Annotated in this window: 20 protein-coding genes; 8 read left to right on the forward strand and 12 right to left on the reverse strand. The window is 63.9% G+C overall.

The window, feature by feature from the left end; translation table 11 throughout:
* Positions 1-29 precede the first annotated feature (29 nt).
* On the reverse strand, positions 30-740 hold the full coding sequence (locus tag FTO74_RS13355; RefSeq protein WP_162538585.1) for a response regulator transcription factor: 711 nt from the start codon (positions 738-740) through the stop codon (positions 30-32).
* A 234-nt stretch (positions 741-974) separates the two neighbouring features.
* Between FTO74_RS13355 and FTO74_RS13360 the strand changes: the two genes are divergently transcribed.
* Positions 975-1367, forward strand: a complete 393-nt coding sequence (locus FTO74_RS13360; RefSeq protein ID WP_162538586.1) for a response regulator — start codon at positions 975-977, stop codon at positions 1365-1367.
* A gap of 78 nt (positions 1368-1445) precedes the next feature.
* Positions 1446-3284 (forward strand): ATP-binding protein, encoded by a 1839-nt coding sequence (locus FTO74_RS13365; protein ID WP_162538587.1) that lies wholly within the window; start codon positions 1446-1448, stop codon positions 3282-3284.
* Between the two features lie 146 nt (positions 3285-3430).
* On the opposite strand, the gene FTO74_RS13370 is transcribed toward FTO74_RS13365, so the two are convergent.
* Together FTO74_RS13370 and hemW are read right to left on the reverse strand one after the other, a co-directional pair.
* On the reverse strand, positions 3431-4492 hold the full coding sequence (locus FTO74_RS13370; protein ID WP_162538588.1) for a GntG family PLP-dependent aldolase: 1062 nt from the start codon (positions 4490-4492) through the stop codon (positions 3431-3433).
* 148 nt (positions 4493-4640) lie between these two features.
* Positions 4641-5852: a radical SAM family heme chaperone HemW gene (gene hemW, locus FTO74_RS13375; protein WP_162538589.1), complete on the reverse strand. Its 1212-nt coding sequence runs from the start codon at positions 5850-5852 to the stop codon at positions 4641-4643.
* 172 nt (positions 5853-6024) lie between these two features.
* On the opposite strand from hemW, the gene FTO74_RS13380 reads away from it, so the two are divergent.
* Complete coding sequence (locus tag FTO74_RS13380; protein WP_162538590.1) at positions 6025-8013, forward strand: ABC transporter ATP-binding protein; 1989 nt, start codon at positions 6025-6027, stop codon at positions 8011-8013.
* Between the two features lie 388 nt (positions 8014-8401).
* On the opposite strand, the gene FTO74_RS13385 is transcribed toward FTO74_RS13380, so the two are convergent.
* The gene (locus tag FTO74_RS13385) at positions 8402-9070 is read right to left on the reverse strand and encodes a YdeI/OmpD-associated family protein (RefSeq protein WP_255462264.1); all 669 of its coding nucleotides are present in this window, start codon (positions 9068-9070) and stop codon (positions 8402-8404) included.
* A 44-nt stretch (positions 9071-9114) separates the two neighbouring features.
* On the opposite strand from FTO74_RS13385, the gene lpxB reads away from it, so the two are divergent.
* Both lpxB and FTO74_RS13395 read left to right on the forward strand, forming a co-directional pair.
* Positions 9115-10359, forward strand: a complete 1245-nt coding sequence (gene lpxB, locus FTO74_RS13390; RefSeq protein ID WP_345933158.1) for a lipid-A-disaccharide synthase — start codon at positions 9115-9117, stop codon at positions 10357-10359.
* 46 nt (positions 10360-10405) lie between these two features.
* A complete protein-coding gene (locus FTO74_RS13395) occupies positions 10406-12388 on the forward strand; it encodes a M1 family aminopeptidase (protein ID WP_162538592.1) in 1983 nt (660 codons plus the stop codon).
* Positions 12389-12541: 153 nt separating this feature from the next.
* Here FTO74_RS13395 and FTO74_RS13400 read toward each other — a convergent pair whose 3' ends face one another.
* Positions 12542-12787 carry an exodeoxyribonuclease VII small subunit gene (locus FTO74_RS13400; protein ID WP_162538593.1) on the reverse strand — a complete coding sequence of 82 codons (246 nt, stop codon included), beginning with the start codon at positions 12785-12787 and terminating at the stop codon, positions 12542-12544.
* Between the two features lie 20 nt (positions 12788-12807).
* Positions 12808-14685: a bifunctional homocysteine S-methyltransferase/methylenetetrahydrofolate reductase gene (locus tag FTO74_RS13405; RefSeq protein ID WP_162538594.1), complete on the reverse strand. Its 1878-nt coding sequence runs from the start codon at positions 14683-14685 to the stop codon at positions 12808-12810.
* Between the two features lie 227 nt (positions 14686-14912).
* Between FTO74_RS13405 and FTO74_RS13410 the strand changes: the two genes are divergently transcribed.
* Both FTO74_RS13410 and bshB1 read left to right on the forward strand, forming a co-directional pair.
* Complete coding sequence (locus FTO74_RS13410; RefSeq protein WP_255462265.1) at positions 14913-16397, forward strand: hypothetical protein; 1485 nt, start codon at positions 14913-14915, stop codon at positions 16395-16397.
* A 7-nt stretch (positions 16398-16404) separates the two neighbouring features.
* Positions 16405-17139 carry a bacillithiol biosynthesis deacetylase BshB1 gene (gene bshB1 / locus FTO74_RS13415; RefSeq protein ID WP_162538595.1) on the forward strand — a complete coding sequence of 245 codons (735 nt, stop codon included), beginning with the start codon at positions 16405-16407 and terminating at the stop codon, positions 17137-17139.
* Positions 17140-17396: 257 nt separating this feature from the next.
* On the opposite strand, the gene FTO74_RS13420 is transcribed toward bshB1, so the two are convergent.
* The 6 genes from FTO74_RS13420 to dcd form a co-directional block, all read right to left on the reverse strand.
* A complete protein-coding gene (locus tag FTO74_RS13420; protein ID WP_162538596.1) occupies positions 17397-18053 on the reverse strand; it encodes a hypothetical protein in 657 nt (218 codons plus the stop codon).
* Positions 18054-18065: 12 nt separating this feature from the next.
* The gene (locus FTO74_RS13425; protein ID WP_162538597.1) at positions 18066-18986 is read right to left on the reverse strand and encodes a UDP-3-O-(3-hydroxymyristoyl)glucosamine N-acyltransferase; all 921 of its coding nucleotides are present in this window, start codon (positions 18984-18986) and stop codon (positions 18066-18068) included.
* Entirely contained in the window at positions 18986-19882 is an 897-nt protein-coding gene (locus FTO74_RS13430; protein WP_162538598.1) for a lysophospholipid acyltransferase family protein, read from the reverse strand. The genes FTO74_RS13425 and FTO74_RS13430 overlap by 1 nt, the downstream gene beginning before the upstream one ends.
* 137 nt (positions 19883-20019) lie before the next feature.
* The gene (locus FTO74_RS13435; RefSeq protein ID WP_162538599.1) at positions 20020-20724 is read right to left on the reverse strand and encodes a lipid-binding SYLF domain-containing protein; all 705 of its coding nucleotides are present in this window, start codon (positions 20722-20724) and stop codon (positions 20020-20022) included.
* Positions 20725-21321: 597 nt separating this feature from the next.
* Positions 21322-21933 carry a response regulator transcription factor gene (locus FTO74_RS13440; protein WP_255462642.1) on the reverse strand — a complete coding sequence of 204 codons (612 nt, stop codon included), beginning with the start codon at positions 21931-21933 and terminating at the stop codon, positions 21322-21324.
* 122 nt (positions 21934-22055) lie between these two features.
* Entirely contained in the window at positions 22056-22610 is a 555-nt protein-coding gene (dcd, locus tag FTO74_RS13445; RefSeq protein WP_162538601.1) for a dCTP deaminase, read from the reverse strand.
* Between the two features lie 248 nt (positions 22611-22858).
* Between dcd and FTO74_RS13450 the strand changes: the two genes are divergently transcribed.
* Positions 22859-23128: an HU family DNA-binding protein gene (locus tag FTO74_RS13450; RefSeq protein ID WP_162538602.1), complete on the forward strand. Its 270-nt coding sequence runs from the start codon at positions 22859-22861 to the stop codon at positions 23126-23128.
* Positions 23129-23160: the final 32 nt, after the last annotated feature.

Below are 23160 nucleotides of genomic sequence, written 5' to 3' on the forward strand. Positions count from 1 at the left end.
GCTGCCTACCCCTACCGCCACCGCGCAGCCTACGAGGCCTGCGCAGTCACCTTGGGAATCTCGAACCGGTATCCGGCTCCGCGCATCGTCTTCAGATAGCGCGGCGTCTCCGCATCTTCTTCGATCTTCTCGCGAATACGCCGGACATACACATCCACCGACCGCGGCGTTACGAACCGCGCATCGCCCCACACCGCATCCAGCAGGTGATCGCGGCTGAAGACCCGCCCCGGATGCCGGGCCAGGTAGTCCAGCAGACGGAACTCGGTCGCCGTCGTCGTCACCAGCTCACCCTTGACGCGCAGTTGCATCGCGCTGGCGTCGATCTCGACGTCCTCGAAGCTGATGACCGAGGGCGCGGTTGGCCGCTCGAACCGGCGCAGAACCGCTTTGACCCGGGCTACCAGCTCGCGCGTCGCAAACGGCTTCGTAATATAGTCGTCGGCACCCAGCTCCAGCCCGTGAACCCGGTCGTTCTCGGCGGCGCGCGCCGTCAGAAAGATGATGGGTACGATGCTCAGCTTGGGGTTCTGCCGCAGCCTGCGGCAGAGATCCATGCCGTCTCCGCCCGGGACCATGATGTCCAGAAGAAATAGAGCAGGTGGCTGCTTCTCGGCATCGGCTACGATCGACCCGATCGCCAGGTAAGGACGAACCGTGTATCCAGCACCCTCCAGGTGGTACTGCACCAGGCGGGAGATGTCTGCCTCATCTTCCAGCAGGAATATCGTCTGACTCAATGTAAAAATCCTCGTTCCAGCCCTAAGCCCTATCGCAGTCAAGGTTATCGCAATGAAACAGTCCGATTGCAAACATACGATGAATCCGCTCGATTTTCCCGGCCTGTCTCGATATAAGTCCTTTTGTATCCTTACGGGGGTCCATTATTACTCTTTTCTCGATTCCGACAAAGCGTTTCCGTAACATTACTCGCGTCAGCTATGCTGGTATGGTCAGGAGCCCTGGGTCTTAACATGTCGAGAACACCCCCCCTAATTCTGTGCGTGGACGATGAGACTGTAGGGCTCCAGGTGCGTCGTATGCTCCTCGAGCGCGCCGGTTATCGCGTCCTCACCGCGCTCGACGGGGTGCTCGGCCTCGAGATCTTCGCCCGCGAGCCGATCCAGGCCGTGGTACTGGACTACTCGATGCCCGGCATGAGCGGCGCCGAGGTGGCCATGCGGATGCGCCACACCAAGCCCGAGGTCCCCATCCTGCTGCTCTCCGCCTACGTTGACCTGCCCGCCGACGTCAAAGAGGTTGTGAACGTCTGCATGACCAAGGGCGAGGGTGCCCCCGTGCTGCTGGAGAAGCTGAGCCGTCTGGTTCTCAATCCTGCCGACACCATACAGTCGGAATCCCTATAGTTTGCGTCCAAGTAGTCTGTATTCAAATAAATAGGGAGCCAGGCGATGAGCTTCGGGCCGGATACGCGGGGAAATGAATTGAATCTCAGGCAGTTCCACCACATCCTCCGGCTCGTCCTGATCGTTCCCGTCGTCTCCCTGATCTTTATGGCTGCGGTTATCTTCTGGCAGATGAAGATCGCCCACGATACGGTCGCGCTCATCCAGGCCTCCAGCGCCGAGATCGCCCAGACCATCTTCATCGAGCGGCTCATCGTCGATGAGGAGTCCGGCCTGCGCGGCTACCAGATCACCGGCGACCCGGCCTTTCTACAGTCTTATCTGGACGCGCAGCCGCAGATCGAGCACAACCTCGAGCTTCTCGAAAAGAGCGCCAAGACCGAGGCCCGCCCCAAGCCGCGGGAGGAGCAGTTGCAGCGGATCGAAGCCGTCCGCGTCGCCCAGGCCACCTGGGAGCACGGCTTTGCCGAGCCCCTGATCGCCACCGTGAAGGCCGGGGGGCACACCGACGACGTCGAGCTGAACCTGCTGGGCCGCAAGGAGATGAACGACCTCCGCGCCGCGCTGGCCGGCATCGTCCACGCCGCGCAGCAGAGCCGCATCACCCGGACCGAGAGCTGGCACACCCAGGCACGCCGCACCTTTCTCGCTCTCGGCGTACTCACGCTGCTGGCCGGACTGCTCATCGGCATCTTCATGCGGCAGTTGCTGCACCGCGTCACCGATGCCTACAGCCAGACCCTCAGCGTGCTGCAGACGCGCATCGAGGAGACCTTCCGCTCCGAGGAGAAGCTGCGCACCACGCTGGCCTCCATCGGCGACGGCGTCATCACCTGCGACCTCGACGCCCGCATCGAGTCCATGAACGCGATGGCCGAGCAGTTGACCGGATGGACCCAGGAGGAGGCCCACCTCCAGTCGCTCGAAACCGTCTTCCGCATCCTCTCCGAGACCACGCGCGAGCCGCTCGAAGACCCGCTGGAGCTGATGCGCAGGAGCCATGACGTGGTGCGGCTGCCCGGCAACACCATCCTCATCCGCAAGGACGGTACCGAGATCATGATCGACGACTCGGGCGCGCCGATCCGCGACCGTGGCGGCCGCCTGATCGGGTTTGTGCTGGTCTTCCGCGACGTCACCATGGCCCGCAAGTCGCAGGCCGCGCTCATTGCCAACGAAAAGCTGGCCGTCTCGGGGCGGCTCGCGGCCACCATCGCGCACGAGATCCACAACCCGCTGGACTCGGTCTCGAACCTGCTCTTCCTCATGGACGGGGTAGCCAGCCCGGAGGAGTCGGCGCAGTTTCTGCTGCTGGCCAAGCAGGAGATCGCCCGCGTCACCCAGATCAGCCGCGCCATGCTCAGCCTCTACCGCGAGTCGCGCACGCCGGTCGCCATCGACCTGCGCGAGATGCTGGAGTCCATCCTGCTGCTGATGGAGCGCCGCTTCACCGACCTCGGGGTCGTAGTCGCACTCGATGTGCCGAAGGAGACCATCATCCACGGCTTCCCCGCCGAGCTGCGCCAGGTCTTCACCAACCTGCTGGCCAACGCCGCCGAGGCAGCCGGGCAGCAGCAGGACCAAGCCGGGAGCGTGCAGGTGACGGCCACGCCCAGCCCGGCCGGTACGAAGCCGCTCAGCACGCGTCTGCCGGGCTTTATCGTTACGGTGGCGGATAACGGCTCGGGCATCCCCGAGGAGGTTCGCCGCCACCTCTTCCAGCCCTTCTTCACGACCAAGGGCGAACGCGGCACCGGCCTCGGGCTGTGGGTCAGCCAGGGCATCGTCACACGGCATGGAGGGGAGATCGAGATTGAGAGCGATATCGCTCCCGACAGCCACGGCACCGCGGTCCACGTCTTCCTGGCCAGCGATCCGGAGATTCAGCCCGTACCGACGGAGATGGAGTCGGATTAGCACTTCGTGCCGTTCTCGGGGCGATAAGGGGAAGTTAGCTTCTGAGGGCCTTCCGTTGGTCGGCAGCGAATATCGCTTTGCCGACCAACGGGAGGCCTACAGGCAGGAGACCATCTACCGATACAGCCCCAAGCCGGCACGAAGTGCTAAACAGCCGCTGGAACCAGCGCCCCCAGAGCCTGCTTCACCATCTCAGCTGCCGCCGCGCAGTCCTCGCGCGAGACATCGTAGTGGGTCACAAACCTCACCGAGTGCGGCCCGATCGCGCTGGCCAGAACGCCGCGCTCCTTCAGCCCAGCCACAAAGGCCGGAGCATCGCCCTTATCCTTCAACTGGAAGATGACGATATTAGTCTGCACGGCTTCAAGGTCGATCTCCGCGCTCTCCTGACCGGCAACCGCCTCGGCCAACAGCCGGGCGTTCTCGTGGTCCTCATGCAGCCGCTTCGGCATCTCCTCGAGCGCGATCAGCCCCGCCGCCGCCAGGATTCCTGCCTGCCTCATTCCGCCGCCCAGCGCCTTGCGATGTATGCGAGCCTCGGCGATCTGATCCTTCGTCCCCACCAGCATCGACCCCACCGGAGCACCCAGGCCCTTCGAGAGGCAGAACATCACCGTGTCGAAACCGCTGGTCAGCTCTTCCACCGAAACACCTGCGGCAGCGGCAGCGTTAAAGACGCGAGCGCCGTCGAGATGAACGGGCAGTCCAGCGGCCTTCGCCCCGGCCCATATCTCCTTCAGGTTCGCCAGCGGAGTGACCGTGCCTCCGGCCATGTTGTGCGTGTTCTCGAGGCAGATCAGCGCCGTCTGCGCTTTGTAGTAGATGACCGGCGCGATGGCTGCCTTGATCTTCTCCCACGTCAGAATCCCGCGCTCGCCCGCGACGGTGCGGCACTGGCAGCCCGCGAAGGCCGCGACCATCGCCATCTCCCAGTCGAGGATGTGCGAGCGCGCCTCGCAAATGACCTCTTTGCCGTGCTGCGTGTGCAGCCGCACGCCGATCTGGTTGCCCATAGTCCCGGTGGGGACGAAGATGGCGGCCTCGCGACCCATGATCTCAGCGGCGCGGGCTTCGAGCCGGTTGATGGTCGGGTCTTCGCTGTAGACGTCGTCGCCCACCTCGGCGGTGGCCATGGCGTGGCGCATGGCGGGTGTGGGCTTGGTTACGGTGTCGCTGCGCAGGTCAATCAAGTGTGCCATCGTTTCCATCTCCTATAAGTGAGGTCGCAGCTATGCGGCGGGTCTCTGTGAACCGGGGTATTTCTCTATCCTAAAAGAAGAAAACACGCGAAGCGTCCAAAACCGCACGAAGTGCCGCCCGCCCGGCGCGAGGGCGTTGTTGCTGTTGCCTTTGAAACTAAGCGACAGGCTCCAGCAATAGCCGCCCAAAGACCTCATTCGAGACCATGCGCCCCGCCGAAGTAAGCCTCAAACAGCCGTCCTCCTGCGTGAGCAACCCAGCCTCCTGCACCTCAGCCAGAGACGGACTAATCTCATCGACCAGCGCCCCGAAGTCAGCCCGCAGCCGCTCCAGTTCTACCCCGGAGTTCATCCGCAGCCCAAGAAAGAGCGTCTCCTCAAAAGCTTCTCGACGACCGATGCGGTCCACAATCACCCCCGGAAGGGCACGAGCAGCCAGCCCATCGCCAAGCCCAAGATAACCCTCCATCTCGTCCGGGTTCGCCCACCGCACCGCGCCCATCGGGTCTGTGGCCGAGCGCAGCATCGAGTGCGCATCCAATCCGAAGCCGATGTACGGCTTCCGCTGCCAGTACTTGATATTGTGGCGCGACCGGCAACCCGTCCGGGCGAAGTTCGATATCTCGTACTGCGCGACGCCACCATCACCCAGCCACCCGACGGCCTCGGCGTACCAATCGGCGCAGGAGTCCTCGTCCGGCACCGCTCCGGCCCGGTAGCGGTCGCCCGAGGCCAGCAGCTCCCGCCCCAGGCGCGAGTCCTCATCCACCTCCAGCATATAGACGCTGACGTGCTCCGCGCCGCTGGCCAGCGCCTCGTCCACCGAGTACCGCCAACTGGCCACCGTCTGGTGCGGCAGGCCGACGATCAGGTCGAGGCTGCGCTGTCCGACCCCGGCTCTCCGCATCCGCTCCATCTCCGCCAGGCACTCGACCCCTGTGTGCAGACGCCCCACGGAGGCGCTCTCGCGGTCGATAAAGCTCTGCACCCCAAAGCTCACGCGGTTCATCCCCTCGCGCTGATACTGCTCGAGCGTAGCCTCCTCAAGCTGCCCCGGAGCGCACTCCACCGTGATCTCAGCGTCGGCGGCAACCGTAAACTCGCCACGCAGCGCGGCAAAGATCCGCTCGACCACCCGAGGCTCCAGCAGGCTGGGGGTTCCGCCGCCGAAGTAGACCGTATCCACGTGCTCCGGCAGCTCCGCGCCCAGCCGCGCAGCCGAGGCACGCGCCCCGGCAATCTCCGCGCAGAGCCGATCCACATAGCCCGCGATCCGGTCCGCCGCGAAGACGCCCGAGGCGAAGTTGCAGAAGCTGCACTTGGCCTTGCAGAACGGGATCGAGATATAGACGCCGGTGGACTCGCGCATAGTTACGATTCTTTCATGTGTTTTCAGGAGCAACAGCAACAACGTCCTAACGCCGGACGGGCGCCACTTCGTGGGGTTTTGGACGCTTCGCGTGTTTTCTTTTTCAACTGCCTGTGAACAACAGATAAACCGCACCCTTCCCCCGTCCCAAGCATCTAGAATGAAGCAGAGCATGAGCAAAGAAACCGCGAACACCAAGCAGGCAGAAGAGAAGAAAAAGACCACCCCACCCGACGACGACGTCGTCGGCAAGGTCTACGATTCGCGGCTGATGCGCCGCCTGCTAACCTATCTGCGCCCCTACAAGCTGCAAACCGCCATCTCCGCCCTGGCCATCGTCATCAAGGCCGCCAGCGACGTCGCCGGACCGTTCCTGGTCAAGGTCGCGGTCGACACCTACATGACCCCGAACCGCCCAGCCCACATGAGCTGGCTGGCCCGGCACCTGAACCCCGTCCCCTTCGTCGGCATCACCCAGCTCGCCGCGCTCTATCTGGGCGCGCTCATGCTCACCTTCGGCCTCGAGTTCCTGCAGACCTACCTGATGCAGTGGACCGGGCAGAAGATCATGTTCGACCTGCGCAGCCAGATCTTCCGCCACCTCCAGACGCAGGACGTCGCCTTCTTCGACCGCAATCCCGTCGGGCGGCTGGTCACGCGCGTCACCTCCGACGTAGACGCGCTGAACGAGATGTTCACCTCGGGCGTGCTGGCCATCTTCGAGGATGTCTTTATCCTCGTCTTCATCGTGGCCATCATGTTGCAGATGAACTGGGCGCTGGCGCTGCTGGCCCTCTCGGTCATCCCCGCGATCCTGTATGTAACCGGCGTCTTCCGGCGGCACGTCCGCGAGAGCTACCGCCGCCAGCGCGCGGCTACCGCGCAGATCAACTCCTTTACCCAGGAGTACGTCTCCGGCATGAGCGTCGTGCAGCTCTTCAACCGCGAACCACGGGCGTTTTCGGACTTCTCCGCTGTCAACCAGCGCAATAAGCAGGCGTGGACCGACGCCATCTTCGCCTACGCGCTTTACTACCCCATCGTCGAGCTGCTCAGCTCGATCGCCATCGCGCTGGTGCTCTGGCGCGGCGGCATTGGCGTGCTGCACAGTCTCGGCATACACGCTGCCCAGACGCGCATCGGCGGCCCGCTGACCATCGGCATCCTGATCGCCTTCATCCAGTACGCGCAGCGGTTCTTCCGGCCCATCCAGGACCTGAGCGACAAGTACAACATTCTGCAAGCAGCCATGGCCGCGGCCGAGCGCGTCTTCAAGCTGCTCGACGCCGCCCCCGCCATCGTCTCGCCCGCCGAGTGCGTGGCCGTCGATCCGGCCAGCCCGGAGTTCGGCAGGATCGAGTTCCGCAACGTCTGGTTTACGTATCAGAAACTCGATCAAGATACAGACGGGCGCAACGATCCCTCAGTCGAGTGGATTCTGCGCGACGTCTCCTTCGCAATTCATCCCAACGAGACCGCCGCCATCGTCGGCCACACCGGCGCAGGCAAGACCACCATCACCGCGCTGATGATGCGCTTCTACGACATCCAGCACGGCGAGATCCTGGTCGATGGCGTGGACATTCGATGTCGCAACCTGCATGAGTTGCGGCGGCGCTTCGGCGTCGTATTGCAGGACCCGTTCCTCTTCTCCGGCACCGTGGCCGACAACATCCGGCTCGGGTCGAGCTGGATCACCGACCAGCAGTTGCAGCAGGCAGCCGACGAGGTCAACGTCGGCGACTTCATCCGCACGCTTCCGCTCCAGTTCGCCGAGCCTGTACGCGAGCGCGGAGCCGGCCTGAGCACCGGCCAGAAGCAGCTTATCTCCTTCGCCCGCGCCCTCGCGCACGCCCCCGGCATCCTCATCCTGGACGAAGCGACCAGCTCGGTAGACACCGAGACGGAACACCGCGTTCGGCTGGCGCTCTCGCGCATGATTACGGGGCGTACGTCGGTCCTGATCGCGCACCGGCTCTCGACGATCCAGTCGGCGGACACGATCCTGGTGATGCACAAGGGCACGCTGCGCGAGCAGGGCACGCACCAGGAGCTGCTGGCCGAGCGCGGACTCTACTACAAGCTGTACCAGTTGCAGTATCAGGATCAGGAGCCAGCCGCCGCGCCCAGCGAAGCACGGACGCTTACGCCAACCACGTAACGACTGAGTAAAACCCATATCTCAGAATTGAGAGATGGGGGCCCTGGATTCTTCCGCTGCGTGCGAAGCCTCCTCGCTTGAGCATCTTCGTCGTTGCCTGTTTTCTTGTTGTCATTCAGGAGCGAAGCGGAGGAATCTGTTTTTGCCTTGGTCTTTGCTTCTGCTGTTGCCGCTGCTTCTGAGGTAGGTCCGGGCTTTAGCCCGGACATCAAAACCCACCACGGATGCGGGCTTTAGCCCCCGAGGTATGCTTTCTTTCCATTACCCCATTAACAATAGGGCGGGCCTTCAGCCCTCACACCTTGGCGGCTCATCCCCTGGGACGTTGCCCCAGGCTGGTATAGCGCCGTTGGCGCTTACTGCCAAGGCGGTCGCTCCTTTGTCCGTACTAGCCCTTGACCGAAGCCCCGTGCTTCTCCGCCTCGTCCATCATCTTGCCGATGCGCTTGGTCCGCGACTCCGGGCTTAGGTAATGAAAGACCGCCATCAGCTCTGCCCGTCGCTTCGTCTGGCTCATCCGTTCCCAACCAGCCTTGGCCTTAGGTCGAAGCCGAAAGGCAATCGCGATCTCCGGCGGCAACTCCACCTCTGCCTCCATCGTGGCCAGCAGGCGCTCGGCTGTCTGCTCGGCTCGACGTATCCGGGCCTCGTCGCTCTTCACCGCCAGCACCCACTTGCCCATCTCGCGCCGCATGTACTCGGAGAGGCCGTCGTACCACTCCCGCAGCCCCGGCTCGTCTTCGAGCAGCGCCGCCAGTTCGTCCGGCAGCTCCGCTGGACGAGCCTCAAGGTCCGGCTCCAGCGTAAACTCGGCTTTCTCTCCGCGATGCACGCCAGCCCCGGCCTGCATCGCCCGGCTCACCAGCACATAGAAGCCGCCGCGAGCGTCAGGAAAGAGCGAGCTACGGAAGGCGAAGCCGTTGACCTCTCCCCGCACCCTCAGCCAGATCATCTCCTTCCACGCCGCGGCGGGGTCAAAGGGCACCCGCGCAATCGTCCAGCCCAGCATCCGGTTGTCCGGCTCTAGCACCGCCTCGAAGTTCTTCACGCGCCCCATGGCCCCCATCGTAAACCCAGAGCGGATAAACTAGCCCCATCGCCATGAAGCCCAATCCGCGAATCTTTCTCTCGGCCGGTGAGGCCTCGGGCGACCACTACGGCGCGCAGCTCATCGCCGCCCTGCGCCTCGCGCTCCCTGCCTCCACCTACACCGGCCTCGGCGGCCTCGAGATGCAGTCGCAGGGCCAGCAGCGCGTGGTGCGGGCCGAGGACGTGGCCCACATGGGCATCACCGAGGTCGTCCGGCACGCGCCTTATATCTATAGCCAGTACAAAAAACTCGTCCGCAGTATCGAGCAGCAGCGCCCCGACCTGGCCGTCCTGATCGACTTTCCCGACGTCAACTTCCGCCTCGCCCGCGAGCTGAAGAAGCGCGGCGTGCCGGTCGTCTGGTTCGTCTCGCCGCAGCTTTGGGCGTGGAAGCGCCGCCGCCTGCGCTGGGTGCAGGAGCGGGTCTCGCGGATGCTGGTCATCTTTCCCTTCGAGGCCGAGTTCTACCGCAACCGCGGCGTCGATGCCGAGTTCGTCGGGCACCCACTGGCCGAGCTGCCGCTGCCCTCGGTCTCGCGCGAGGCCTACGCGGCCCACTATCAACTCGACCCGGCGAAGCCGTGGATCGCCCTGCTACCGGGCAGCCGCTGGCGCGAGGTTGAGGCCAACCTGCCCGCGATGGTCGAGATGGCCTGCCAGTACCCCCGCGACGTCGAGTACATCCTGCCCGTGGCCTCGACCATCGACCTGAAGCGTCTGAAGGACTTCGTGGCGGGCTGGATCTCGCATCCTCCCGGCGTGGCGGCGGGGCCGCTGCCGTACATCCACCTGGTGGACGACGCCCGCGAGGCCCTGCACCACGCCCGCGCCTCCATCGTCGCCAGCGGCACGGCCACGGTGCAGGCCGCGCTCATCGGCAACCCGTTCGTGGTCGTCTACCGGGTCTCCCGGCTCACCTACGCGCTGGCCAAGTACCTCGTCCAGTATCCGCCCGAGATATGGGCACAGGACAACCTCGACTCTGCCGGAAACCTGCCCATCGCCATGCCCAACCTGATCGCCGGACGGCGCATCGTGCCCGAGCTGTTGCAGGAGCGGTTCAACCCGAAGACGCTCTCCGAGGAGTTGAAACCGCTGCTCGAAGACACTCCCCGGAGAACCCGTATGCTCGCCGATCTGGCCGAGCTTCGGGCTATGCTCACCCCAGCGGCAACTGCCACCGCCATCGAGCGAGTTCGAGATGCTGCCCTGACGCTGCTCGACGACCAGAACGAGACCGATCCTAAATTAATCTAGTACCGTCTAATACACTGACGAAGCACGCCCTAAAGGACCTCCGCCCATGTTCTCCCTAAGGCACCTGGCCGCCGCTCTCGCCCTCATCGCCGCTGCCCTTCCGGCCTTGGCCGCGCCCACGCGCCCGCAGCTTCGCGTCACGTCCTATACCATCTCCGCCGACATCGACCCCGCGTCCACCAAACTGACCGCCACCGCCCAGGTCACCTTCACCGCGCTCGACGACCTGACCAACCCGGTCTTCGAGCTGAACAACGGGCTGGCCCTCAGCAAGGTCACCGACGCCACCGGTGCGGCCCTCACCTCCGAGCGCCTGACCGCCAACTCCACCGTCCGCTTCACCCTCCAGAACCCCATCCCCAAGGGCACCACCACCACCTGGAGCTTCGAGTATGCGGGCACCCTCACCGGCTCCGACACCAGCCCGGTCGAAGGCATCAAGCTGGCCGCCATCGCCGCCCCCATCTCGATCCTGCTCTATCCCGGCCGCTGGTTCCCCATGTCGCCGACCGGTCTCTACACCGACCGCTTCACCGCGCAGATGAAGATCCGCGTGCCCTCGGACGAGCGCGTAGTGGGCAGCGGAGCCGTCGGGACGCCGGTCTCGGTCGAAGGCAGCAAGACCGAGTACAGCTTCAACTGGACCAAGCCGGGCTTCCCCGGCACCATCGTCGCGGGCAAGTTCCTCGCGCCCATCAGCGCGCCGGGCCTGCGCAACATCCACCTCTACATCACCGACACGCGCAAGTCCGGCGGGCTGGACTTCGTCAATCTAGCCAGCCGCGAGTTCGAGTTCATGTCCAACACCTTCGGCCAGCCGGAGTCGGGCACGATCAACATCGTCGAGCTGCCCGAGGACTCGATCTCCGCCGCCTGGGGGCCGGAGGTGATCGCCATCGCGGGCAACCGCATCGTCGATCATAACTCGCAGCGCCTGCTGGCCAACACGCTGGCGCACCAGTGGTTCGGCTCCGAGATATCGCCCGCCACGCTGAACGACGCGTGGATCACCAACGGCATGAGCCGCTACGCCGAGCTGATGTACACCGAGGACGCCTCCGGCAAGACAGCCTTCCAGAACGCGGTCGGCGACATCTCCGCCGGTGCGCTGGCCTACGACACCGCGCCCCTGACCACGGTGGGACGGCTCGATCCCTTCTCGCCGCAGTTCCAGTCCATGACGCTCGAGAAGGGCGCGATGGTCTTCCACATGCTGCGCTGGGAGCTGGGCGACGATGCCTTCATCAAGTTCCTGCGCGGGCTGCTCTCGCAATATACGGACAAGTCCGTGCGCGGCCGGGACGTGGAGGCCGTGGTCGAGGCCCAGAACAAAGACCTGAACATGACGCCGTTCTTCGCGCAGTGGCTCGACGGCACCGGCGCACCGCAGTTCACCAACCACTACACCGTCTACCGGCTGGGCAGCAACAAGGGCTTCCGCACCATCGGCACCATCGCGCAGGATCTCGACCTCTTCCGTATGCCGGTGGAGCTGCGCATCGAGACCGACGGAAAGACCGAGACGCGCCGAGTGGACGTGAGCGGCACCGACTCGACGTACTCGGTGGAGACCTTCGGACGGCCCCGGCGGATTACGCTGGACCCACAGAACTGGCTGCTGAAGTCGACCCCGGATCTGGCCGTGAAGGTGGCCGTGCTGCGTGGGCAGCAGTTAGTCGCTCAAGGTGACCTGACCGGCGCGCTGGTCGAGTACCAGAAGGCGCTCGACTCCAATAAAAACAGCTCGCTGGCGGCTTATCGGATCGGAGAGATCTTCTTCCAGCAGCGGAACTATCAGTCCGCCGCGAACAGCTTCCGCGACGCGCTGCGCGGGGACGGCGAGCCGAAGTGGGTGGAGGTCTGGAGCCACGTCGAGCTGGGGCGGATCTTCGATATCACCGGGCAGAGAGAGCGCGCCGTCAACGAGTACCGGTTGGCCGTGCAGACAAACGACAATACGCAGGGAGCGATCAACGAGGCTCGTGCGGATATGGCCAAGCCCTACAAGCGCGAGCGGACGGAGAACTAGCACTTCGTGCGGTCTTGGGGGCTGTAAGGTAAGTGATCTGCATGGGGCCTTCCGCTGGTCGGCAGCGAAGATCTTTTACTTCCGACCAACGGGAGGACCACGCGAAGCAGTAAAAAGGCGTGTGAACGCCCGCTGCGCGTGATTCTTACTTAATTACTCTGCGTCGTCTTCTTCCTCATCAGCCTCGATCTCCATCTCCGCCAATTGCACTTCCCCCGACGCCCCCTCCACCAGCACCTGAATCTTCCCCTCCGCCTTCTCCAGCTCCAGCTTGCACGCGTTCGAGAGCTGCACCCCCTGCTCAAAGAGCCGCACCGACTCCTCCAGCGACAACTCCCCCCGCTCCAGCCGCTCCACCACCGCCTCGAGCGCCGTCAACCTGTCCTCAAATCCAGCCATAATGATCCCCTTCCCGTCGCCTAAACGACGCCCAGCACCTGGGCCGCTGCCTTGTACTTGCCAAAGGGCGCGCTGACCTGCACACCCTGCACCATCGTCCGCGCCGCCGTCAGCATCTCCTGCGCGATGGCGATACCCGTAGCCCGAGCCGCCTCGGGCGAGCCAGCCGCCGCCATCCGGCGCATGATCTCGTCCGGCATACTCACCTTCAGATCGTTCTTCATAAACTCGGCGTTCTTCACGCTGGTCAGCGGCCAGATGCCCGCGACGATTGGAATCCTGAAACCCTCGATACGCTTCAAAAACTGCTCCAGCAGCCGCATATCGAAGACCGGTTGCGTAATGCCGAACTCCGCGCCCGCCTCGACCTTAGCGGCAAACCGCCGCACCTCGTTATCGATATCGGGCACGCCCGGATTGGCCGCCACCGAGATGGTAAAGCCGGTCGAAGCGCCGATGGCGTTGCCGCCGATATCCAGCCCGTGGTTCAACCCCTCGACGATCTTCACCAGCCCAATCGCATCCACGTCGAAGACCGCCGTGGCATCGGGATAAGTACCCATCTTCGGCGGATCGCCGGTCAGACAAAGAACGTTCTTCAGCCCAATCGACGAGGCCCCGATCAGGTCGCTCTGGATGCTCAGCAGGTTGCGGTCGCGGCAGGTGTAGTGCAGGATCGTCTCGATCCCCACCCGCTGCTGAATCTGCACGCAGAGGCTCTGCGCGCTCATGCGGGCACTGGCACGCGGCGAGTCCGGCACGTTAATCGCGTCGACGCCGAGGCGGTGCAGCTCCTCCGCGCCCTCCAGCTCATGGGTAGTGTCGATGCCCTTCGGCGGCACAATCTCCACCATCGTCACAAAGGCCCCGGTGGCGATCTTCGCGCCGACCCTGGACCGCTCGGCCAACGGCGGCGGCTCGACTTTGCTCGCGACGACACGGGCGGCAGCCCCCGACTCCACCGCCTGCACCCCGGTCGCCTGCGCCTCCAGAGCACGCAGCGCCCCGCGCATCGCCCGCGTGTGCTGGGGCGTGGTGCCGCAGCATCCGCCCACAAACGTAGCCCCGGCCTGCACGAATCGCCGCGCAAAGCTGGCCATGTACTCGGGCGAGGTCAGGTAGAGGCTGCGCCCGTCGATCGCCCGCGGCTGTCCCGCGTTAGGCATCGCCGCCAGCGGCAGCGTCGTCATCGGCCTCATGCGCTCGATGACGCTCAGCACCGTCGCCGGGCCGTCGCTACAGTTGCAGCCGATGGCGTCGGCTCCCCACTCGGTCATCCGCCGCGCGGCTTCCTCCGGCGAAGTCCCGTCCAGGCAGTCGCCGCTCTCGCTGACAGTCACCATCACGATCAGCGGCAGCGCCGGAGCCTCGGCCTTAGCCGCACGAATAGCCTGCTCGGCCTCGAGCATCCCCGGCAGCGTCTCGACGATCAGCAGGTCCGCGCCCACGCCGGGACCGCCCTGCGCCAACGCCCGCACCTGCTCGGAGAACGCCGCAAAGGCCTCCTCAGCCGAGACCGTCAGGTCGCCCAGCGACCCCATCGCCCCGGCGACGAACGCCTCGCTCCCCTGCTTCTCCCGCATCTGATCGACGCACTCACGCGCCAGCCGCACCCCGGCCAGATTGATCTCGGCGACCCGTGCCTCCAGCCCGAAACGCTTCAGCCGGATGCTGTTGGCCCCGTAGGTATTGGTTTCAATCACTTCCGCGCCGGCCTGAAGGTACTCCAGGTGGACGCCGCGCACCACGTCCGGCTGCGAGAGGTTCAGCTCGTCGTAGCAGCGGTTGATGAAGACCCCCCGGCCGTACAGCATGGACCCCATCGCTCCATCGCACAGCACGACCTTCCGCTCCGACCCGCCCCCGAATAAACTCTCCGCTACCTTGCCTGTTTTCATTGCTCGAAACTCTCTTCCCGGCTCTAACACGATCCCGCTCATCCTATCCACGCAGGCCATTCAGCTCAATCCATCCATCCTAAGCTATTGACAGGCCATGTATGGGCGATGGACGCGCGATGAAACCGCGTTCCTCGTCGGGGCGGTTCGTCTTCCTTTGGTATACTTCAAGGAATCCGCAGCCGCATTCGTCTACGCCGCAGCGATCAGGTTTGGAGCCGTTCACGTTGAAATTGAAGCCCCGTAGTCTTCTTGTTCTGTCCGCACAGGGCCTTCTGCTGGCCTTCGTAAGTCTTGCGCTTACCTCCTGCCGCAACCTGTACCCTCACCCCGAGAACCAGTTCGCCGGTCGGCCCATCCCTCCCAGCCAACTGCTTGAGCGCGTTCTCGTCGCCGTGACCTCCGACGGCTCGAGCACGGGCAGCCTGTTGATGCTCGACGGCAAGCTCGACCTGCGCAACAACATCCAGAACACGATCTCCAGCTTCCCCATCAGCGGCTTCAGCGGCGGCTATCCGAGCCTCATCATCAACTACCCCGAGCAGCAGCGCGGCTACGTCTACTCGCAGAACAACGGCTCGGTCGCGACCATCAACTACTCGACCGAGGCCAGCCTCGGCGCGTTCGGGCCAACCCTGCCCGGCCTTTCGAGCTCGCTGGCTATTCCTCCGCTGGCCGCGCATGAGTACTCGGCTGAGGAGTCCGTCGGCCTGCTCACCGTCGTCGACCTGACCACCGGCAAGGGCTACCCGCTCAACCTGCCCAACGTCTACCGCGTCTTCTCGAACACCGGAGACACGGTCGCGCTGGCCATGGTGCGCAACTCGGATACGCTCTATCGCGTCATCAAGCTGACGCCGAACACCATCTACAACGCGGGCGGCACCAACCCGCTCTTCCCCCCGGGCGCGATTGACTGCCAGCCCTACCAACTGCCGGTCTACTGCGTGGTGCCGGTCAATGGCAGCTTCGACCGCCCCACTTACGCCTACTACTCGATCGACGGCAACTCGGTCTACGTGGTGAACGCGGGCCAGGAGCTGGGCGGCGGCAGCAACGGTGGCTCCAGCGTCAGCATTATCCCCATCGGCGGCCTGACCAACAACGTCATCCCCACCTCGACCACCTACCCGGTGCAGACGACCAGCACCATTCCCGTCCCCGGCGGCGCGACCGACGTCATCTCCGATGGCACCAACCTCTACGTAGCGGGCCAGGCGCTACAGCCCGACGGCCTCTTCGCCGGGAATCTGACCACGATCAACCTGACCACCCTCGCGGTCTCGGCCCCGATCGCCATCTCGGACGGCACCCACACCAAGATGCTCTTCGCCGACGACAATACGCTCTGGGTCGGATCGCAGCTCTGCGCCACCGGCGAGCGCGCGGCCAAGGGCCTGAACTACAACTGCCTGACCCGCTACGACCTGGGAGCCCACACGGCCAGCATCGTGCCCGCCATCACCCCGGCGACCGCGACCACCCCGGCCACGGTTCCCTATCCGAACGGCGACAACAACCTGCTCTACTATGGCTCTCTGACCGGCATCTGCTGGGTGCAGGACTTCCACAAGGTCTACACCGCGTACGGCGGTCAGGTTCACGCCTTCAACACGGCCGACGGCTCGGAGATCAACAACTTCTTCATCACCGTCCAGGGCACGGCGCTCGACGTAGCCTACATGGACGCGCTGACCAACGCCGCCAACTAATCCGCTCATGCCGACCTCTGCTCCCGTCGATATTCTTGCCATCGCAGCCCATCGCGACGACGTGGAGCAGACCTGCGGCGGCACCCTGATGGCCATGCAGGCCCTCGGCTGGCGCACCGGCATCCTCGACCTGACACAGGGCGAGTCGGGCACGCGAGGCACCGCTGCCGAGCGGCTCGCCGAGGCTACTGAGGCCGCCCGAATCCTCAAGGTCTCGGTGCGTGAGGCGCTCGATCTTCCCGATGGTAACGTCCAGAACACGCTTGAAAACCGGCTGAAGCTGGCCGCCGTGCTGCGCCGTCTGCGTCCGCGCGTAGTCATCCTTCCCTACTGGCAGGGTCGTCACCCAGACCACTACACCAGCGCCACCCTGGGCTACGAGGCCTGCTTCGTCGCGGGACTGGCCAAGGTGGTGACGCCGGATGCTCCCGACGCCCGGCCGCACCGCCCCTTCAAGATCCTCTACGCCTCGCTCTACGCCGATGTCCGGCCCACCTTCGTGGTGGATATCACGCCGCACGTCGAGCCACGCCTCCAGTCGCTGCTGGCCTACCGCTCTCAGTACGCAAACCAGCCCCAGGGCGGCGGCCTCTTCGTCCCCGAGGAGGAGATCCGTGAGCGCACCCTGGCCCACGCCCGTCACTACGGCCTGCTCGCGGGCGTCCGCTACGCTGAACCCTTCGTCCAGAAGGAGATCAGCCTGGTCGACGACCTGATGATGCTCGGCGTCCCTTCCATCTAGTCTCAAGCTGCTGATCCGGGGCCTCATGTTCAGAGGTAAATCCGATAGATCGGGCCTTCAGCCCTCAGCTTCCAGAGCGTCCGGGTACCTAGGGCTTTGCCCTAGGCTGGTATGGAACGCGCCTTCAGCGCTCTTCGAGGTGTGTCCTGGGATGTTTCATTCGGAACCATTTCGTCCTAAAGTGTTTCACCGGAAAGCACGCTGCACTACGGGCATGAGCGCCAACGGCGCGCCCTATACCAGCCTAGGGCAAAGCCCTAGGTAACAATGTCTGTGTGCGAATGAGGGCTGAAGGCCCGATTTATCCCCACCACACTCATCTTCCCCCGGACGAACTCCACCAGGTCCTCCCCGCAGTACTGCGGCGGGTGCATTACAAACCGCCGGGCATGGGCCACCAGCTTCAGAGAGATCCCCTCCCACGCAGCCTGCCCCATCTCCCCCGCCGGAGTCACAATGGCATCGGCACGGTCCAGATACCTCCGCGCCGACTCCTTGAAGTCCGCCGTCTCCGGGTCGAGCACGCTGATATAAACCTCCGGCCTCAGAAACCGGAGGACGCTGTTCGATTCAAGAATCACGTTCTCCGCCGCCGCCATCTCGCGCCGGATACGTGGCATCGCCTCGGCAAGCTGACCCTGCCGCGTCCTGACCCACAACGACCGCACCGCCCCCGCAGCCAGGTGGCGCGAGCTATCCGTGCCACTCGAACGGTCGCGCTCCTCGCTAATGGCAATGGTATGTTCGGCAGTCTCGCAGTCGCACGGCTCGCCATTGGCCGAGCAGACGCCGTGGCCGAACTGCGTGATCTTGAACGCGGTCCAGTGCATCTCCGGTAGTGCCGCGATCAGCCCCGCGACGACGCTGGTCTTGCCGATGTTCCTGGTGTGTCCGCCGACCACGACTATCGCCACGTTACCGCCTCCCTAGCGCCGCCTGAGCCGCGCCAGATCCCGCAGATACTCCCTGACGGGCTGCGCCGGAGTGCCCCAGTAGACGGTTCCGTCGCCTTCGATCTTCTTGCCCGGCAGCACGCCTCCCTGGCCACCCAGAATGACTCCCCGGCCAATCGTAACCCGCTCGCCCAGCCCTACCTGCCCGCCCAGCATCGCCCGATCTTCAACGATGATCGACCCCGCCAGCCCCACCTGCGCGGCAATCAGGACATCCTCACCAATGATGCAGTTATGCGCAATGTGAACCAGATTGTCGATCTTCGTGCCGCGCCCGATGCGGGTCTCACCCAGTGCACCACGGTCGATGGTCGTATTGGCCCCGATCTCCACATCATCGCCGATCCACAGCGTCCCCTGCTGGGGAAAGCGGAGGTGATGGCCATCCGGCCCCGGTACGTAGCCGAAGCCCACCGAGCCGAGCACCGCGCCCGCCTGCGCTACCACCCGATCGCCCAGTGTGGCACAGCCGAAGATCGTGACATTGCTGCCGATGACGCAGCCTCTGCCCAGCCGCGCCCCAGCCGCGATGACCGCTCCAGCGCCGACAGAGGTACCCGGACCGACCGACGCCTCCGGGTCGATCACCGCCGAGGGGTGTACCGACGGCTCCCGGAAGGAGTCAAACCAGCGCCCGCAGAGAGCGAAGACGTACTTCGGATTCCTGACCGGAAACAGTCGCGGATCTATGAGGTTGTCGCCACTCACACGCGCCAGGATCAGCCCCGCTGCGGACCGAAGCGCCTGTGCAAGCGATGCCTCATCCTGCGCGAAGACGATGGCGTCCGGCCCCGCGTCGGCGAAGCCCGAGAGCCGCGCGAAGGAGCGCGTGTCCCCGCTGGGCTGGCGATCCAGCAGCTCTTCGATGATCCCGACCGTGATCTTCTCGGCCATCAATAAACTCCCGGCTCGCCCGCAGGCCTTGTCTTCCAGCGGCGATGCATCCACAGCCACTGCTCTGGATACTGTCGCACAGAACGCTCGATCTCTGCGGTGAAGAGCGCGGTGTTGGCCACGATATCGGCCTCCGCGTCGGCGCTGCGCTGTAGCTCGAGGGCCGGGCTGAAGCGCAGGACGTAGCGACCGCCCTCCTCAGCAAACAGAAAGCCTGGTACGACAGCCGCATCGGTCTTCAGCGCGATCCGCGCCAGCCCCGAGGCCGTACACGCCGGAACTCCGAAGAACGGCACAAAGACCCCCTGCGGCGGCGTCATGTTGGTGTCCATCAGGATGCCCACCGTCTCGCCCGCTCGCATAGAGGCGATGAGGCCACGCGCGAAGTCGTCCTTGTGGATGACGCGATTGCCGTGCAGGCAGCGGATGCGGTTGACGAACTCATCCACCAGCGGGTTGTCCAACCGCCGGATGACCATGCCCATCGGATAACCCGCCAGCGAGTGGTAGAAGCTCGATAGCTCCCACGCCCCCAGGTGCCCGGTCAGGACCAGCACGCCCTTGCCCCGCTGCCGTGCGGCAAGATAGTGCTCAAGACCGTCGTAGCGGATGAACCGGCCAGCCTCCTCGGCGGTGTACCCGCTCATCAGGCAGAACTCAGCCAGCAGCAGCCCAAGCTGGCAGTAGACCCTCCGCAGAGTACACTCGCGGCGCAGGTCGTCCCACTCCGGGTAGGCGAGCCGTAGATTACGCATCCCTACCGAGCGCAGACGGCCGAGCGTGCGGAAGGCAAACAATCCAATGCCCTCGCCGATGCCGCGTGCCCAGCTTCGCGGCAGAGCGCCGAGGCCGCGCACCAGCAGCCATACCAGCGCAAATTCGAGCCGCTCGCGCATGCTGGGTCTTCGTTGTCCGAGAGTACGAGATAGCGTCAAGCCTATAGTTTACCCGGCCCGCGCTCTATAACCGAACGCAGCAAAAGGGGAGCAGCCCCCGGCCGCTCCCCCTTGCTTCTTCACAATTCAGTTCGGTGCTACTGAGCAGCGCGTGCCGCCACGAAGTAGCGGGCCACGGTGCGCACAAAGGGCCGCGCCTCGACCGGAGTCGGGGTTCCGCCGCTCAGAATCGTCTTGAAGGGGATATCCGTGCCGTACTGGGTACGGGTGTCGTCCGCGTTCTGCGAAAGCACGGTTCCATCCAGGTTGATACCGGCAAAGAGGCCCTTCGAGCGCGAGTAGGAGAGGAACTCGGCGTTCAGCTTCCAGTCCGTTCCCGCCTGCGCGTTGCGTCCGACCGGACCGGCCGAAGCCGCCGCGTCAGCACCGATCTTGAACTTGTTCTTCAGCATGTCCTGCAGGCCGTTCTGGTTCATCGCGACCAGGACGAGGTCGGTAGACTGACCGCCGATCTGGAATCCGAAGCTACCGCCTGCCAGTTGCACGAAGACCGGCGCGCTCCAGCCCCGGCCCGTCCGGCAGGTTGCGACGCCCTGGCCGTACTGGCCGCCGACGACGAACGCGCCCTTCTTGAAGCTGGGGATGACGACTACGCAGGAGGCCGAGGACAGGATGCTCTGGGGGATACCCTTGTCCGGCGTCGCCATAATCTCTTTGAGAACCGCGGAGGCGTTGTTGAGGCGCTCCGTCAGCTTCGCTTTATCTGCCTCGGCAAATGCGGGGGCTGTTGCTACACCTACCATCAGGGTCAACGTGCTCAGTGCTGCCACAATACGTTTCATCGCGATCAATCCTCCAAAACCAGTGCGCCAAAATCTTAGTGCCAAATCAAATGATGTTGCGCACATTCTCTGCGCAATCGACGGGACTTGTAGTGTGATGGATGGAGCGAATGGAAAGTTGTACACAACAAATGTCTTTCGCTCCCACTTCGCAAGAGGGCAACGGAAAGGCGCTAAAAAGCCCAGTTTAAAAAAATGGGGGCTGGCATCAGGAAGGGCATCTCGCCCTCCGCCGGTCCAGCCCCACTCTCCCAGGTCTGTGTTGCTTGCTTACTCTGCACTTTCCCTTGCGGCCTCACAACATTACGGAGGTCTACAGACTTAGGTAACAAGGTAATTTACTAATAAGTAAACAGTCCACACAAGACCCGAAGTAGATAAAAACCAGTCAGGAAGCGGCTAAATCGTATCGGAGACATTTGCAGATGCTGGAACTCTAAGAAAGTTAAGCCACCTGCTTTTCGTCGAAGCTGCAAAATCCGAGTGCCCATGTCTTGATTGAGACATAAGTTTCAATTGAGGCGCGATTCCCTCGCGTAGCCGATGCAGGCACCGGCAAGTACGCCCTTACGCCGGACAGGCGGCACGTCGATAAGCCTATGGCTTGGTCTGGGTGGGGATCTTCGTCAGGGTCTGCATCGTCAGCGCCGTGCGGTTGGTGACGCCCGTCTTCCGCATCAGCCGCCCCAGATGCGCCTTCACCGTGCCCTCATCAATTGCCAGTTCGAGGGCAATCTCTCGGTTGGAGTACCCCTGCACCAACAGCTCCAACACCTGGCTCTCGCGAGCCGTCAGCTTGACCTGCGCCCCGGACACCGTCGGACGCGAGCCCGTGACCAGCCTCGCCATCACCTTGCGCGGAGCCCACACCGATCCGTCCGAAACCGTATCGATCGCCATGCGCAGCTCGTCCTCGCTGGCCGAGTGGCGCAGATAGCCCTTCGCACCCGCGCCGATGACGCCCTCGATATGGGCCGGGTCCATCGAGCTACCCAGCACGATGACGTTCAGCTCCGGCCGAGCGCGCCGGAACGTCGACAGCAGCTCCAGCAGGAACGGCGTCGAGTCGGAGTCGATAAGCACGATAGTGAGCCCCACCGTCTCCAGCGCGCGCGGCGCCGAGAGCGGCATGATCTCCGTGGGCACGTGCTTGCCCTCTCGCTGCCGGTCGAGCAGGGTCCGCAGGCCGATCACCCGCAGCGGGTCCATTGCCACGATTCCGATCCGCCTCGACCTGGTCTCTGGGTGGGATAACATCCTTCAAGCCCTCGCGCTCTGGTTTTGCCTGCACGCTCTTCAGGCCCGCTCACACATCGCCACGACGCTGCTGCTTACAGCTTCGGAAGCACGATTCCCTGCTGGTTCTGGTACTTGCCCTGGCGGTCGGCGTAGCTCACCTCGCAGACCTCGTCGGACTGGAAGAAGAGGATCTGGCACAGTCCCTCATTGGCATAGATACGCGCCGGAAGAGGCGTCGTGTTCGAGATCTCGAGCGTGACAAAGCCCTCCCACTCCGGCTCGAAGGGGGTGACGTTGACGATGATGCCGCAGCGCGCGTAGGTCGATTTGCCGACGCAGATTGTCAGTACGTCGCGAGGAATCTTGAAGTACTCGACCGAGCGGGCCAGCGCGAACGAGTTCGGCGGCACGATGATGCTGTCGGCCTGCACGGTCACGAAGGAGCGCTCGTCGAACGCCTTCGGGTCGATGATTGCGCTGTTGACGTTGGTGAAGATCTTGAACTCGTCTGAAACTCTCAGATCGTACCCGTAGGAAGAGAGGCCGTAGGAGATGACTCCCTCGCGGACCTGCTTCTCGCTGAACGGTGCGATCATCCCCTGTGTTAATGCCTGCTCCCGAATCCAACGGTCGCTTTTGATCGCCATGCCTTAGCTTACCTTTCCTTTTTCAGTTCTCGATAGCGTATTTCGCTAAATCTTTCAGGGGCGCATCCGCATCTAACGTCGCTGCATCTAATGCCCTGGGAAGCATGCAAGTCCCTGTAAATGCTGATTTTACGGTAGCGTTGTTCCGTTGACAATCTACGGTTGACTTTCTACCATCAAACCAGCGTCGGGCCGTTCAGAGCAGTTGTGGCTACGCTCTCACTACTGGCAGTAGGACTGGGGTCATCATGATCAAGCAGGATCTGATTCAACGGGTGGTCGATCGCACCGGCCTCGTACGTACCAAGGCGGAAGCTGCTGTGGACGCCATCTTCGAAAGCATGAAGCAGAGCCTGATCGGCGGAGACCGCATCGAGTTGCGCGGCTTCGGGGTCTTCACAGTAAAGCCACGCAAGACCGGAGTCGGCCGCAACCCGCGCACCGGGGCCGAGGTCAGCATCGCGCCCGGTAAGGCGGTTCGCTTCAAGCCCGGTAAAGAGCTTCAGCTCATCGACTAGGCTTTTTAAAAACAACGACAAATGCGCCCTCA

The sequence above is a fragment of the Granulicella sp. WH15 genome, assembly GCF_009914315.1.
Classification (GTDB): domain Bacteria; phylum Acidobacteriota; class Terriglobia; order Terriglobales; family Acidobacteriaceae; genus Edaphobacter.